Below are 12,279 nucleotides of genomic sequence, written 5' to 3'. Positions count from 1 at the left end.
GGAGCCCAGTCGTCAGAGCAAGCTCAGAAAAAGCTTAGTTGCTTTCCTGGCCGCTCTCGGAGCGGATTTCTTCGGCCTTGTGGTTGTCCTTGTCCAGGTTGCGGCCTTCGGTGCCTTCTTTGGGCAGGTCTTCGCCAGCTTCTTCGTCTTCTTGGCCCATGGCCGCAGCTTCGGCGCCCGCAGCAGCGGCAGCTTCGGTTTCGGCTTCCAGCTCCTCTTCGGTGAGGCGGGGAGGCAGAATGCTGATCAGCGTGATTTCGGGGTCCATGACCAGCTCCACACCTTCGGGCAGTTCCAGCTGACCAGCGGTGATGTGATCGCCGATGTTCAGGCCGCTCAGGTCAGCGACCAGTTCCTGGGGAATGCGGCGGGGGCCGGGGGCCAGCACGGTGACGTTGTGGTGCACGATATCCACCAAGCCACCTTCGATTTCGCCCTGAGACCGGCCGGTGGTGTGCAGCGGCACGTTGGCTTCAATGGCCTGACCGTAGGTCACCATGTAGAAGTCCACGTGGATGGGTTCGCGGCGGCGCTTGTCCATCTGTACGGTTTTGACCAGGGCAGGGAAAGCTTCTTCGCCCTCAATGGCAATGTCGAACAGGCCGCTGATGCCCTGGCTGCGGAAGATACGGTCAAAGGCCTTGCGCTCAATGGCGAAGGACACGTTCTTCTCTTTGTTGTAGGCGACGGCTGGGATCATTCCAGTTTCCAGCTTCTCGCCGCTCTTGCGGACTTTGGCTTGTAGTTCCATATGTATTCCTCCTAAAGTCGCCGGGCCTGCCGTGCCTCACCACCCGGCGCGGCAGGCCCAGGGTAGGGATTTGCCGCTGCGAGGTTTAAAGGGCATGTCCTGCGCTGGGGCCACCCTTTGGGAGGATGGGCTGCACCAGGCGGAACCGGACGCTGTGACCCTTGGGGTCCAGGCTAGCCGTGAAAGTATAGCAGACTCAGGCTGCTTGGTCCTGGGCGATTCATGCCATAGTGGGAGGAATTATGATTAGTGTATCTGACCTGCGTAACGGAACCAAAGTGGAGATGGACGGCGGCCTGTGGGAATGCCTGGACTTCCAGCACCAGAAAATCGGACGCGGCGGCGCCAAAGTGGTGGCCAAGTTCCGCAACCTCGAAACCGGCTCTATCGTGGACCGCACCTTCAACTCGGGCGAAAAGCTCCAGGACATCTTTATTGAGGGCCGGACCATGCAATACCTGTACCCCGACGGCTCCGACTACGTGTTCATGGACATGGAAACCTTCGATCAGGTGACCCTGAGCAGCGTGCTGGTGGGTGACGCCGCCAAGTTCATGAAAGAGAACATGGAAGTCGAAGTACAGTTCTATGGGGATAAGCCCCTCAAGATCACCCTGCCCAACCAGGTGATCCTGAAAATCACCCAGACCGACCCCGGCGTACGTGGCGACACGGTTTCGGGCGGAACCAAGCCGGCCACCCTGGAAACTGGCGCCGTGGTGCAGGTGCCCTTGTTCGTGGAACAGGACACCGAGATCAAGGTGGACACCCGCACCGGCGATTACCTCAGCCGCGCCTGAACCCTGACCAGTCCATCCAGCGTGGCACCCTTCCCGCAAAGCGGCGGGGGTGCCACTTTTTTGCAGGTATGCCCCTGAGTCCTGAACATGACGTGTGTCAGGGAAATGTGGCATCATCAGCTGACCGAAAAATCTGACCCTACCGACGGAGGAACGCCCATGAATCCAGATGACCTCAAGAAAATCCTCGATGCCCTGAGTTACGCCGACGTGCGTGAATTCAGCCTGAAAACCGGCAGCTTTGACCTTGAACTGCGCCGCGGCCCGCAGGCTTTTGCGCCGACCAGCGGCCTCGCGCCGGCGAGTGCGCCCGCGCCGATGCCCAGCGCTCCAGCATTCAGTAGCGCCGAAGCGCCCGCGCCCGCGCCCAGCTCAGCTCCGGCCGCTGCGCCCGCTGCTGACACTGCGCCTGCCGCTGCCCCCGCAGCCCCCACTCCCGAAGCTGCTGCCCCGGCTGCCAGCGCCGGAACTCCGGTCAAAGCGCCTATCGTGGGTACCTTCTACGAGGCCAGCAGCCCCGATGCCGCGCCCTACGTGAAGGTAGGCGACCGCGTGGAAGAAGGCCAGGTGCTGTGCATCATCGAGGCCATGAAGCTGATGAACGAAATCGAAGCCGAAAGCAGCGGCGTGGTCCGCGAGATTCTGGTGAAGAACGCCGAGCCGGTGGAGTTCGGCCAGACGCTGTTTATCATTGAGTGAGACTGGACAGATGCATAGAGGCAGAAGGACCAGAGGCCGATTTCGCCTTTTTCCTTCTGCTTTCTGCCATCTGTAAGGAGCCTTATGTTCAAGAAAATCCTGATTGCCAACCGGGGCGAGATTGCCCTGCGGATTATCCGCACCGCCCGCGAGATGGGCGTAAAGACCGTGGTGGTGTATTCCACCGCCGACGAAAAGAGCCTGCCGGTGCTGCTGGCCGACGAGTCGGTGTGCGTGGGGCCGCCCGCCTCGACCGACTCTTACCTGAAAGTGCAGAACGTCATCTCGGCGGCGCTGATGACCGGCGCGGAGGCCATTCACCCCGGCTACGGCTTCCTGGCCGAGAACCCCGACTTTGCCGAGATGTGCCGCGACCACGGCATCGTCTTTATCGGCCCGACCCCCGAAAGCATGCGCGAACTGGGCAGCAAGGCGGGCGGGCGCGAGATTGCGGCGGCGTCCAGCGTGCCCACCGTGCCCGGCACCGGCGTGCTGGCCGATACCGCAGCGGCCCTGGCGGCGGCCCGCGACATCGGCTACCCGGTGCTGCTGAAAGCCTCGGCAGGCGGCGGCGGGCGCGGCCAGAAGGTCATCCGCTCCGACGAGGAGATGCAAAAGGGCTTCTCGCAGGCGCAGGAAGAAGCGCGGCTGTACTTCGGTGACCCGGCCATCATCATGGAGAAGTTCCTGGAGGAATTCCGGCACGTGGAAGTGCAGGTCATGGGCGACGGTGAGGGCCACGTCATCCACATCGGGGAGCGTGACTGTTCCATTCAGCGGCGCAACCAGAAGCTGATCGAAGAAGCGCCCTCCACGCTGCCGGACGACCTGCGCCAGGAGATTCTGGCCGCCGGGGTGCGCCTCGCCAAGCACGTGAACTACGCCGGGGCCGGCACGCTAGAATTCATCGTGGACCGGGCCGGGAACTACTACTTCATGGAGATGAACACCCGCATTCAGGTGGAACACTGCGTCTCCGAGATGATTTCGGGGCTGGACTTTGTGAGATTGCAACTTCAGATTGCGGCGGGCGAGGGCCTGCATCTGCAGCAGGAAGACATCCAGTTGCAGGGCCACGCCATCGAATGCCGCATCAACGCCGAGGACCCCGACAAGGATTTCCGCCCGGCGGCTGGCAAAATCGAGGATGTCCACTTTGCGGGCGGCCCCAAGACCCGCGTGGACAGCCATGTGTACAGCGGCTATTCCATTCCGCCGCACTACGACAGCCTCATCGGCAAGCTGATTGTCCACGACGACAGCCGCGCGCAGGCGATTGCCCGCATGAAGCGTGCCCTGGGCGAGACGGTGATTCAGGGGCCGAAGACGACCATTCCGCTGTATATCCGCATCATGGACAACCCCTTTTACCAGCAGGGTGCGGTGCTGACCAACTTCCTGAAGACGCGCATGCAGATGTGAAGGCTGCTCCCGCGAACGGAGTGAGTTTGGGCGGCGGACTGCCTTTCCGTCTAAAGGTCTAGGCGTCTAAGAGTCCAAGGGATTTTCCCGTCAGCTTGCCTTAACCCACGCTCGCTACAGTTGGCCGCAGATGCTCCCGCTCAGGCTGGGGCGTTGGCGGCCTAATTCATTGTAGGGAGGTGTGGGTGTGAACAAACGAGTGTTGGGTATAAGTTTCTTGGCATGGGTTTCAGTGGGTTGCACGACATCCATGACTTCTGAAGAGCAGACGGTGCGAGTGGGTGACGTGCAAGTCAAACTGCAAACGCCGCAGTGGGTGTGGAACCGTAAGCTTTACCCGCTTAAAGTGACCTATACCAACGTGGGCGACGCGCCAGTGGAAATGATGGACCCGTCTCAATGCCCTTACATCTGGCAAGTGGAGGATGCGAGCACGGGAATTGTGCCGCAGCCAGAAAGGGCAGTGGGCTATGGCTGCACCACTGAATTTCGCGCGCCTATCTTGCTTGGCCCTGGCGAGAGCCTGCGTGTAACCAAGAAGGCCATCGTTGACGGGTTTCCGAAAGGCGAATACCGCATTCCCGCCGAGGTTTTACCCGTGCATAGTGAATACCGTAGCCCCACCGAGCCTCTGCCTATGCAACCGAGGGTAGAGGAAGTGCATCCCAAGCCGCAGGAGGTGCGCTTTGAACTCCGCTGAAGTGCTGAAAACTGTGCTGAAAGCTCTGGGCTTCGGTGCACTGGCGCTTATCGCCGCCTTTGTCTTTGCCATCTACGCTCCCCGCACCTTCTGGCGCAATTCGGAAGTGACGGCCACCTCAGAGGTGCAGGGCGGCCTCAGCGTCAGGCTGACGCATCCCAGAGTGGTCAAGGGGCGCGGTGACAGGATGACGATGACGGTGTTCAACCATACGTCCAAGCCTGTGACGCTGACTGAGCCGTTCAGCTGTTTTTCTACTGACTACCTACCCAGGTTCTACAGCCGTCAGGGTGAACTGCGTGAGGCAGTTGGTACGGTGGCCTGTCTGACCATGGCCCTGCCGCCTCTCACCCTCCCGGCGAATGGGTCGGCAACGGCGAAAGTGGCCTTACATATCGGAGGCGTGCCGCCCGGAAGCTACAAAGTGGTCTACGATTTCTCGCTTATCCGTCATGCTGACGGCCCGGACGCCCAAACTGCGTCTTATGTACAAGTGCCGCTGACTTTAACGACAGAGATGCAAGTGGTGCCCTGGTGGCGGCTGTTCTAGTCCCTGCACCCAAGCTGTCGCTGGGCTTCTTCCAGCGTGAAGGTGTACGGCCTCACCTGCGGATGTGTGCGCCCCGGCCCGTAGGTCACCGCGTCCGCGCTCCACTCTGGCCCACCGGCCCAGTCGGCCCCCCCGGCCAGTATTCGCGTTCCAGCCTGCGCTGCGGCTGAGCGTTGCAGCGCAGCACCAGCCAAGTCTCAGCGGTGGCCTGACCCACCGAGTCCACACCGCCCACGCCGGCCAGCTCGTAACCTGCCACGCCGGGGCTGAAGCGGGTGCAGGCCAGATCTGCGCGTCCTGGCAGCTGGCAGGAGCGCAGGCGCTCAGCACGGCGGGGAGAACGGGAGCCAGCTAGAATAAAGCCATGAGCCTGTTGGACCGCATAACCGTCAACCCGCAGCAGTGTGGGGGAAGACCGTGCATTCGTGGTATGCGGATTCGCGTGTCGGACATTCTGGATCTGCTGGGGGCAGGGGTAGAGGTAGAGGAAATCTTGGCCGACCATCCGGATTTGGAACGTGAGGACGTTTATGCGGCATTGACCTGGGCCGCCCGCTACGTTGACCACCCCCGTCTGAGCGCATGAGGTATGAGCAAAGGGGTGATCTGCACCTTGGCCCGCTGTGGCTGGATGCCCACCTGCCGCCAGCTTTGGCTCCCTGGCTGCGCGAGACTTTCGGTATAGAGGCTTACAGTGCGGCCTATCTGGGGCTGCGAGATGCCGAAGATGCTGCAATTTTTGCTCAGGCGCGTGAGGCTGGGGCCGTTATCGTCTCCAAAGACGCCGATTTTCTTGAGCGAGTCGTGCGTCTGGGACCGCCGCCCAGGCTGATTTATCTGACCTGCGGAAATACCAGCAAGGCGGCCCTGAAAATACTGTTTGAGCGGCAATTTGAGCAGATTGCTATCTTGCTGGAAAGTGGTGAAGCGGTGGTGGAGGTAAGCGGATGACCCGCCACTTCCGCGCCGTTGCCGTGCAGCCCCAGTGGCGTATGAGCTACTTTGTCGCGCCCGCCGCTTTCGGGCGCTGGATGCGCGGGCAACTGGAACTGGCCCGCCCACAGCTGAGCGACACGCGCCCCAACCTGGTCGTGCTGACCGAGCTGAACGGCCTGCCGCTGCTGCTGCTGGGCGGCGTACGGGCACGGACTTTTGCGGGCGCGGCGCGGGAGCTGGTGCTGCGCCACTGGCCCCACGTGCTGCGGCTGATGCTGACCGAGCGGGTGTCGCCTATTCGGGCGGTACAGTTGCATCTGTCACGCGTCACCGTGCCCCTGTATCTGCACACGGCACAGGCGCTGGCCCTGGCCTACGGCGTGTACCTCTGCGCCGGGTCGCTGCCGCTGCCGCGTTATCGGCTGGACGCGGGCGGAAAGCTGCGCCGGGTGCCGGGTGTGCTGACCAATGCCGGCGTCATCTTCGGGCCAGACGGCCGGCTGATCGGCACGGCGGACAAGGTTCACCTCACCCCACCGGAGGCGGCGGGTGGGCTGGACCTGACCCCTGGGCGGCTGGACGACCTGCGGGTCTTTCCCACACCGGTAGGCGACCTGGGTGTGGCGATTTCGCTGGACGCCTTCCGCGCCGACGTGCGCGGGCGTTTGCAGGCGCAGGGCTGCACCGTGCTGCTGCAACCCGACGCCAACGGCTCGGCCTGGACTGCCGACGAGGGGTTGCCGCCTGACCCCGCCCGCATTCGCCCGCAGCCGCTGGCCTGGCTGGAAAGCAGCTGGCAGGCCACCACATCGGGGCAGTTCCGCTACGCGGTCAATCCGATGGTGGTGGGCAACCTGCTGGACCTCACTTTCGATGGGCAAAGCGCTATTACCGGGCGGCTAGATGAGGGCACGCCGCAGAGCTACGCGATGACCGACCCACGCGGAGGCTTCTTGAAACTGCTGCCCTGGGTGGCGGCAGGCACAGACGCAGAGTTGCGCGAGGCAGGGCGCGTGCGGGCGGCGGGCAGTGGACACGCGCTGGAAAATGAGTACCTGACCGGAGTGGTTGCCGCTGACCTGACATTGCCGCCCTCGCACTTGCCTCCGCCCCCGCCCACCCCGCACGAGCAGGCGCTGCGGGCCTGGCTGGCCGGGCGGGCGGACATGGGCAGCTGAGGCCAGAGCGCCTGTTCCGCTGGGCCGCCGGGTTGGGTCTGGTTCACGCCGCGTTGAGCCTGTTCTGGGTGCTGTCTGCCTGGTGGCCAGTCCACTTACCAGCTGCTGCCCCCATTGTTGCCTCCGCTGTCGCTGCCGCTGCTGCCACTGCTCCACGAGTCGCCCGCGCCGCTGCGAAAGCTCGAAGGCTCGTCGCTGCTGCTGTGCGCGTGGCGCTCAGCTTCGCGGGAAGCGGCAATTTCGGCAGCCTGCCGGGCCAGTTCGGCCTTATGGGCGGCCCAGGCCGCGTCGCTCTGGCTGGCGGCCAGCATCATCCCAAAGTGCCCCCGGATGTCGTCGCCGCTCCAGCCTGCCTTGCTCCAGCCGCGCAGTTCGCCCTCCAGGTTGCGTAGCCGCTCTACCCGCCGCTCGGCAGCGGGGTCAGTGCTACGCCGCGCATCCAGCTGGGCCGCTTCGATCTGCCGCGAGAGGGTCTGCTCGGCGTCAAAAAGGGCGCGCTCCCGCTCGGCTCTGGCTGCGGCGGAGGCGCGGCGCAGGGCGACCATGCCCCACCAGCCCAGCGCCCCCGTGCCCACGCCTACCCCGCCCCAGACCCACCAGGGCAACGGTTGAGGTGGGGTCAGGCCGGGGGTGGCCAGCGGCGCGGTCTGGCCGGGGCGCTCGCGCAGCAATTCCTCCAAGCGGGCGAGTGTATCCGGATGCGCGAAGTCCAGCGCCGAGTCCACCGCTCTGGCCTGATCCAGTGCTTGCTGTGCCGCGCCGTAGTTCCCCAGTTGCACTTCGGCCAGCGCCAGCAGGTAGTGGGCCTTGGGGTCGTCGCCCTCGGCCAGCAGCACGTCCGCGATCATGCCCTTGGCACGGGCCGGGTCGCGCTGCATCACCCGGTCTATTTCCTTGGGAGAGTCGTAGGGTACGCCCAGGTCTTCGGCCTCCCACTGCGGCAAGGCTTGGGCCTCAGCCAGCATCGCCCGCGCCTTTTCCAGTCGTCCCTGACGCGCCAGGATGCGGGCCAGCACCACCCGCGCCCGCGCCGAGTCGGGCCGCACCTTCACTGCCTTCCTTGCCGCCGCTGCCGCCTCGTCCAGCTGTCCGGAGTCCATCAGTTCCAGCACCTCGTCAGGGGTCAGCAGGGTCAGGAGGGGGGCACCGAGCAAATGGGACGCGGTAGGCTGAGGGCTGGCCTGAGCGGGCGTAGGCAGCAGCGCCAGCAGGAGCAAACAGGTGAGAACGCGCATAAAGGGGACCTCCGCTTGGTGCATACGCGGCGGAGGCCTGGGCGGTTCCGTGCCGGTGACGTGTCGGTACGGCGGCCAACTGGCCGCCGCTTATTTCATGGGATGGCTGGGACAGTTCAGCCGCGAATGGCGTTTAGCACCGTGTCAATGGCATCGGGGTTGTCCAGGCTGCTCAGGTCGCCCGTCGCCTCGCCGCTGGTCAGCAGGTCACGCAGCACTCGGCGCATGATCTTGCCGCTGCGGGTGCGCGGCACGGTGTCCACCACGATCACCCGCCCAGGCCGGGCAATCGCCCCCACCTCCTGCGCGATGGCTTCGGCCAGAGCGTCTTCCAACTCAGGGCCGCGCTGCACGCCTCCGCGTGGCACGACAAAGGCCACTGGAACCGTGCCTTTAATGTCGTCGTGCAGGCCCACCACGCCCGCTTCACTGACAGCGGGGTGGGTAATCAGGGCGGCTTCCAGTTCCATCGTGCCGATGCGGTGCCCGGCTACGTTGATCACGTCGTCTAGGCGGCCCGTGACCCACAGCTGCCCATCGGGGTCCAGCAGCGCAGCGTCGTGGGCGGCGTAGCGGCCCGGAAAGTCGCTCAGGTAGGTGCTTTCGTAGCGGGCATGGTCGCCCCAGACGGTGCGGGCCAAGCAGGGAAACGGCTCGGTGAGCGTCAGTGCGCCCAGTTCGCCGGGGGCGGCAGTTGTGCCGTCTTCCCGCAGTACCTCGGCGTGGTAGCCGGGCAGGGGGTGGCCGCAGCTGCCCGCCCGGGTCGGCGTCAGGCCCACCATGGAGCTGGCCCAGGCGGTCCCGGTTTCGGTCTGGCCGTAGGTGTTGTTCACGAACAGTCGCCCGCCGCCCAGATTGCCGTTCACCCAGTGAAAGGTTTCGGGGTCCAGCGGCTCGCCTACCAGTCCGACCAGTTCTAATTTATCCAGGTCATAGTCGCGCACCAGCTCGTCTCCGGCGCGGCGCATCATCCGCAGGGCGGTGGGCGCAGTAAAAATCTTGGTGACGCCGTAGCGGCTCATGATGTCGTAGGGCCGCCCCAAGTCCGGCGTGTCGATGCTGCCCTCGTACACGACGTGGGTGGCCCCGTGCGCCAGCCCGCCCACCAGCGCGAAAATCGGGAAGGTCAGCCAGCCCACGTCGGCGGTGCACCAGTACACGTCGTTCTCGTGTAGGTTCAGCGCCCATTTCACGTTGGCGTAAGCCCCGGTCAAAAAGCCCAGGCCCGAATGCACCAGGCCTTTAGGTTTGGAGGTCGTGCCGGAGGTGTAGATGATAAAGCCGGGGTCGTTGGCTTCCAACCGGGCGGGTTCGGCGCGGCGCTCCGTGGCGCTGAGCAGCTCGTGAAAGTCCAGCTCGCCGTCTTTCAAGGGGTAGTCCGGGTCAATGCGCCGCGCCACGATGATCTGCGGGCGCGCCTGGGTGCGCCAGTCCATACCGCCCAGCGCCTCATCCAGCGTGCCTTTGAGGTCCACCGCCCGGCCCCGGCGCAGCGTGGCGTCGGTGCAGACGATGACCCGGCTGCCCGCGTCTTCCAGCCGGTCGCGTACCGCGTGGGCGCTAAAGCCTGCGAACACCACCGAATAGATTGCCCCGATGCGGTAGCAGGCGTGAATGGCGATAAACGCTTCAGGCGCGTTGGACAGGTAGACGGTGACCCGGTCGCCCTGTTCGACGCCCAGGTCCTGCAGGGCCGCCGCGAAGCGGGCGACGGCGTCGGTCAGCCGGCCGTAAGTCCAGCGCTCAGTGTGGCCGTCCTCGCGCTCGTACAGCAGGGCGGTGCGCTCCGGTGGATGACGGTCCAGGCAGTTCACGCTGACGTTGCCGGTGGCCCCCGGAAAATACCAGAAGTCGCCAAAAGTCCCCTCCAGTCCCCGCGTGGGCGGCTGAAACCAGTCGAGCTCGGCGGCTATTTTCAGCCAGTAGTCCTCAGCGGGTAGGTTCAGCCACTCCTGGGCCTGCGCCTGCGTATAGGGTGTCTCATCTTTCAGAACATCGGTGGGGTAAACCAGGGGCTGTTTTAAGAGGGCAAAGTCCATGCTCATGGGAACTCCTGACCGCGGGGGCCGGAGGTGAAGGTCACCATTTGCCGTGCCCCGCAGGAAAAATCCGGGTTTAGTTTTCGCTGTACGCGGTCATCCTAGCCCAAAGCCTGGCAGTTATCATGTCTGGCGCGCCGAAAGTGATGACATAGGCAAGGGGGCAGGGCAGGCGGCCTGCGCGCCCTTCTCGCTTAGAATGGCCCGCGTGAACCATGCTGATCCTGCCGCCCAGCCGCTGCTTGTCATCGACATCGGCAACACCAGCACGGTGCTGGGCCTGACCGATGGTGGAGGGCGCGGCCTGCGTGAAACCTGGCGGGTTCGCACCAACCGCGACCTGCTGCCCGACGATCTGGCGCGGCAGGTCCGTAGCCTCTTTGCGATGGGCGGCCACGCGTTGCCCCGGCAGGCGGTCCTGAGCAGCGTGGCCCCGCCGGTGGGGGAGAACTACGTGCAGGCGTTGGAGCGGCGCTTCGGGATGCAGACCTTTAGCGTGAACACCGCCAACCTACCCCAGGTCAGCGTGGAACTGGATGATCCGGGCGGCGTGGGCGCGGACCGGCTGTGTAACCTGTTCGGCGCACAGCCATACCTGGAGCGCGAGGGGGCGCAGTACGCAGTGGTCGTGGATTTCGGCACGTCCACCAACTTCGACGTGATCGGGCGCGGTCACCGCTTCCTGGGCGGCATTCTGGCGACTGGGGCGCAGGTGAGCGCCGACGCCCTGTTTGCCCGCGCCGCCAAGCTGCCGCGCATCGCCCTGGAAGCCCCGCCGCGTACCATTGGCAAAAACACGGTGCAGGCGCTGCAATCGGGGCTGGTCTTCGGCTACGCCGAAATGGTGGACGGTCTGCTGCGCCGCGTCCGCGCCGAGCTGGACGCCCCGGCGGTCACCATCGCCACCGGGGGCTTTGCCGGAGTGCTGGAAGGCATCTGCCGGGAAGTGGATTTCTATGATGAGGGCCTGACCCTGCGGGGCCTCATTGAGATGTGGCATTCCAGGCAGCAGGCAGAGGACTGAAAACGGCATGTCTCACGCTCTTTACATCGGACGCTTTCAGCCGCCGCACCACGCCCATCTGGCCTCAGCACTTGCTGCCCTGGAACACTCGTCCCAACTGACACTGGCCCTGGGCAGTGCCAATCTGGCCCGCAGCATCAAGAATCCCTGGACGCCTGCCGAGCGTGAGGAACTGTGGCGGTTGGCACTAGCGGCGGCGGGTGCAGACCTGGGCCGGGTGCGCTTTTGCGCGCTGCCCGACCGCTTCGACGCCGAGCGCTGGGCCGCCGATGTGCGCGGTCTGTTCGCCCCCGGCGATCCGGTCACGCTGGTGGGTTACGTCAAGGACGATTCGAGTGCCTATCTGCACTGGTTTCCAGGCTGGGAGCGGCTGGTCTTGCCGGAACTGGAAGGCGGTATCAGCGCCACCGAGCTGCGCCGCGCCTATTTTCTAGAGGGGCCGGACTCACCGCTGTTGCCGGGGCACTTGCCCGCCGCGACTCTGCCTTGGCTGCATGATTGGGCCAACACGCCTGACTATGCCCGCTTGCAAGTAGAGTGGCAGGCGGTCGATGCGGCCAAAACCCAGGTTCCTGCCGAGCAGCGTGAACAACTGTGGCTCTGGCGCGATGGGGAAGACATCTTGGTCCATCAAAGGCCCGGGCCAATCGGGGCAGGGCTATGGGAGTTGCCGGGTGTGGCTTTGCCTGCTGCTGTGGAGGGCGCAGGCACGCTCTACAGCGGCGGCGGGCGCACCCTGACCGGGCAGACCCTCAGTTGGGTGGCGCTGGCCGCTCCGCCCGCTGAGTTGCGCGCGGACTTGCAGCGCTTACCGCTGGCCGAGGCCTTGGTGAACCCTCGGCAGTTCTACGCCGATCACGCCGTCATTGTGGACAAGCTGCTGGACTGAGCTGAGAGAGCCGCACAGAGACTGTGTGCCACTTGACAGGTTTCTAGATGCCTTTA

The 12,279-nt window shown here is 64.7% G+C and carries 14 protein-coding genes; 10 read left to right on the top strand and 4 right to left on the bottom strand.

Going from position 1 to position 12,279, the window contains the following annotated elements:
• Positions 1–34: 34 nt before the first annotated feature.
• Positions 35–751 carry a 50S ribosomal protein L25 gene (locus LMT64_RS06315; protein WP_126350966.1) on the bottom strand — a complete coding sequence of 239 codons (717 nt, stop codon included), beginning with the start codon at positions 749–751 and terminating at the stop codon, positions 35–37.
• A gap of 242 nt (positions 752–993) precedes the next feature.
• Between LMT64_RS06315 and efp the strand changes: the two genes are divergently transcribed.
• From efp to LMT64_RS06290, 5 genes are all read left to right on the top strand, one after another.
• Positions 994–1,551 (top strand): elongation factor P, encoded by a 558-nt coding sequence (gene efp, locus LMT64_RS06310; RefSeq protein WP_126350965.1) that lies wholly within the window; start codon positions 994–996, stop codon positions 1,549–1,551.
• Positions 1,552–1,710: 159 nt separating this feature from the next.
• Entirely contained in the window at positions 1,711–2,250 is a 540-nt protein-coding gene (accB, locus tag LMT64_RS06305; RefSeq protein WP_126350964.1) for an acetyl-CoA carboxylase biotin carboxyl carrier protein, read from the top strand.
• 84 nt (positions 2,251–2,334) lie between these two features.
• Positions 2,335–3,672 carry an acetyl-CoA carboxylase biotin carboxylase subunit gene (accC, locus tag LMT64_RS06300; protein ID WP_126350963.1) on the top strand — a complete coding sequence of 446 codons (1,338 nt, stop codon included), beginning with the start codon at positions 2,335–2,337 and terminating at the stop codon, positions 3,670–3,672.
• A gap of 250 nt (positions 3,673–3,922) precedes the next feature.
• Positions 3,923–4,372, top strand: coding sequence for a hypothetical protein (locus LMT64_RS06295; protein WP_126350962.1), 450 nt, complete (start codon positions 3,923–3,925; stop codon positions 4,370–4,372).
• Entirely contained in the window at positions 4,359–4,922 is a 564-nt protein-coding gene (locus LMT64_RS06290) for a hypothetical protein (protein ID WP_126350961.1), read from the top strand. Before LMT64_RS06295 ends, LMT64_RS06290 begins: the two co-directional genes overlap by 14 nt.
• Positions 4,923–5,007: 85 nt before the next feature.
• On the opposite strand, the gene LMT64_RS06285 is transcribed toward LMT64_RS06290, so the two are convergent.
• Positions 5,008–5,181: a hypothetical protein gene (locus LMT64_RS06285; protein ID WP_170165891.1), complete on the bottom strand. Its 174-nt coding sequence runs from the start codon at positions 5,179–5,181 to the stop codon at positions 5,008–5,010.
• 105 nt (positions 5,182–5,286) lie between these two features.
• Here LMT64_RS06285 and LMT64_RS06280 point away from each other — a divergent pair, with 105 nt between their 5' ends.
• The 3 genes from LMT64_RS06280 to LMT64_RS06270 are packed head-to-tail and all read left to right on the top strand — an operon-like array spanning position 5,287 to position 7,036.
• On the top strand, positions 5,287–5,508 hold the full coding sequence (locus LMT64_RS06280) for a DUF433 domain-containing protein (protein ID WP_126350960.1): 222 nt from the start codon (positions 5,287–5,289) through the stop codon (positions 5,506–5,508).
• Positions 5,505–5,873 carry a DUF5615 family PIN-like protein gene (locus tag LMT64_RS06275; RefSeq protein WP_126350959.1) on the top strand — a complete coding sequence of 123 codons (369 nt, stop codon included), beginning with the start codon at positions 5,505–5,507 and terminating at the stop codon, positions 5,871–5,873. Before LMT64_RS06280 ends, LMT64_RS06275 begins: the two co-directional genes overlap by 4 nt.
• A complete protein-coding gene (locus LMT64_RS06270) occupies positions 5,870–7,036 on the top strand; it encodes a nitrilase-related carbon-nitrogen hydrolase (RefSeq protein ID WP_126350958.1) in 1,167 nt (388 codons plus the stop codon). Before LMT64_RS06275 ends, LMT64_RS06270 begins: the two co-directional genes overlap by 4 nt.
• A 95-nt stretch (positions 7,037–7,131) precedes the next feature.
• On the opposite strand, the gene LMT64_RS06265 is transcribed toward LMT64_RS06270, so the two are convergent.
• The gene (locus LMT64_RS06265; protein ID WP_170165890.1) at positions 7,132–8,271 is read right to left on the bottom strand and encodes a tetratricopeptide repeat protein; all 1,140 of its coding nucleotides are present in this window, start codon (positions 8,269–8,271) and stop codon (positions 7,132–7,134) included.
• Positions 8,272–8,387: 116 nt separating this feature from the next.
• Positions 8,388–10,316 carry an acetate--CoA ligase gene (locus LMT64_RS06260; protein WP_229253083.1) on the bottom strand — a complete coding sequence of 643 codons (1,929 nt, stop codon included), beginning with the start codon at positions 10,314–10,316 and terminating at the stop codon, positions 8,388–8,390.
• Positions 10,317–10,518: 202 nt separating this feature from the next.
• Between LMT64_RS06260 and LMT64_RS06255 the strand changes: the two genes are divergently transcribed.
• Together LMT64_RS06255 and LMT64_RS06250 are read left to right on the top strand one after the other, a co-directional pair.
• The gene (locus tag LMT64_RS06255; protein WP_229253082.1) at positions 10,519–11,334 is read left to right on the top strand and encodes a type III pantothenate kinase; all 816 of its coding nucleotides are present in this window, start codon (positions 10,519–10,521) and stop codon (positions 11,332–11,334) included.
• A gap of 7 nt (positions 11,335–11,341) precedes the next feature.
• Positions 11,342–12,223 carry an ADP-ribose pyrophosphatase gene (locus LMT64_RS06250; RefSeq protein WP_126350955.1) on the top strand — a complete coding sequence of 294 codons (882 nt, stop codon included), beginning with the start codon at positions 11,342–11,344 and terminating at the stop codon, positions 12,221–12,223.
• The last annotated feature ends 56 nt before the right edge of the window (positions 12,224–12,279 follow it).

The organism is Deinococcus radiophilus, assembly GCF_020889625.1.
Taxonomy (GTDB): domain Bacteria; phylum Deinococcota; class Deinococci; order Deinococcales; family Deinococcaceae; genus Deinococcus; species Deinococcus radiophilus.
Note: the sequence above shows the minus strand (reverse complement) of the source record. Positions and strands in the feature narration are given on the sequence as shown.

What these genes read in the sequence shown, in the direction of transcription:
- accC (WP_126350963.1), top strand. Translation starts at nt 2,335, where the DNA reads ATGTTCAAGAAAATCCTGATTGCCAACCGGGGCGAGATTGCCCTGCGG.
- LMT64_RS06270 (WP_126350958.1), top strand. Translation starts at nt 5,870, where the DNA reads ATGACCCGCCACTTCCGCGCCGTTGCCGTGCAGCCCCAGTGGCGTATG.
- LMT64_RS06265 (WP_170165890.1), bottom strand. Translation starts at nt 8,271, where the DNA reads ATGCGCGTTCTCACCTGTTTGCTCCTGCTGGCGCTGCTGCCTACGCCC.
- LMT64_RS06280 (WP_126350960.1), top strand. Translation starts at nt 5,287, where the DNA reads ATGAGCCTGTTGGACCGCATAACCGTCAACCCGCAGCAGTGTGGGGGA.
- accB (WP_126350964.1), top strand. Translation starts at nt 1,711, where the DNA reads ATGAATCCAGATGACCTCAAGAAAATCCTCGATGCCCTGAGTTACGCC.
- LMT64_RS06295 (WP_126350962.1), top strand. Translation starts at nt 3,923, where the DNA reads ATGACTTCTGAAGAGCAGACGGTGCGAGTGGGTGACGTGCAAGTCAAA.
- LMT64_RS06250 (WP_126350955.1), top strand. Translation starts at nt 11,342, where the DNA reads ATGTCTCACGCTCTTTACATCGGACGCTTTCAGCCGCCGCACCACGCC.
- LMT64_RS06315 (WP_126350966.1), bottom strand. Translation starts at nt 751, where the DNA reads ATGGAACTACAAGCCAAAGTCCGCAAGAGCGGCGAGAAGCTGGAAACT.
- efp (WP_126350965.1), top strand. Translation starts at nt 994, where the DNA reads ATGATTAGTGTATCTGACCTGCGTAACGGAACCAAAGTGGAGATGGAC.
- LMT64_RS06260 (WP_229253083.1), bottom strand. Translation starts at nt 10,316, where the DNA reads ATGAGCATGGACTTTGCCCTCTTAAAACAGCCCCTGGTTTACCCCACC.
- LMT64_RS06275 (WP_126350959.1), top strand. Translation starts at nt 5,505, where the DNA reads ATGAGGTATGAGCAAAGGGGTGATCTGCACCTTGGCCCGCTGTGGCTG.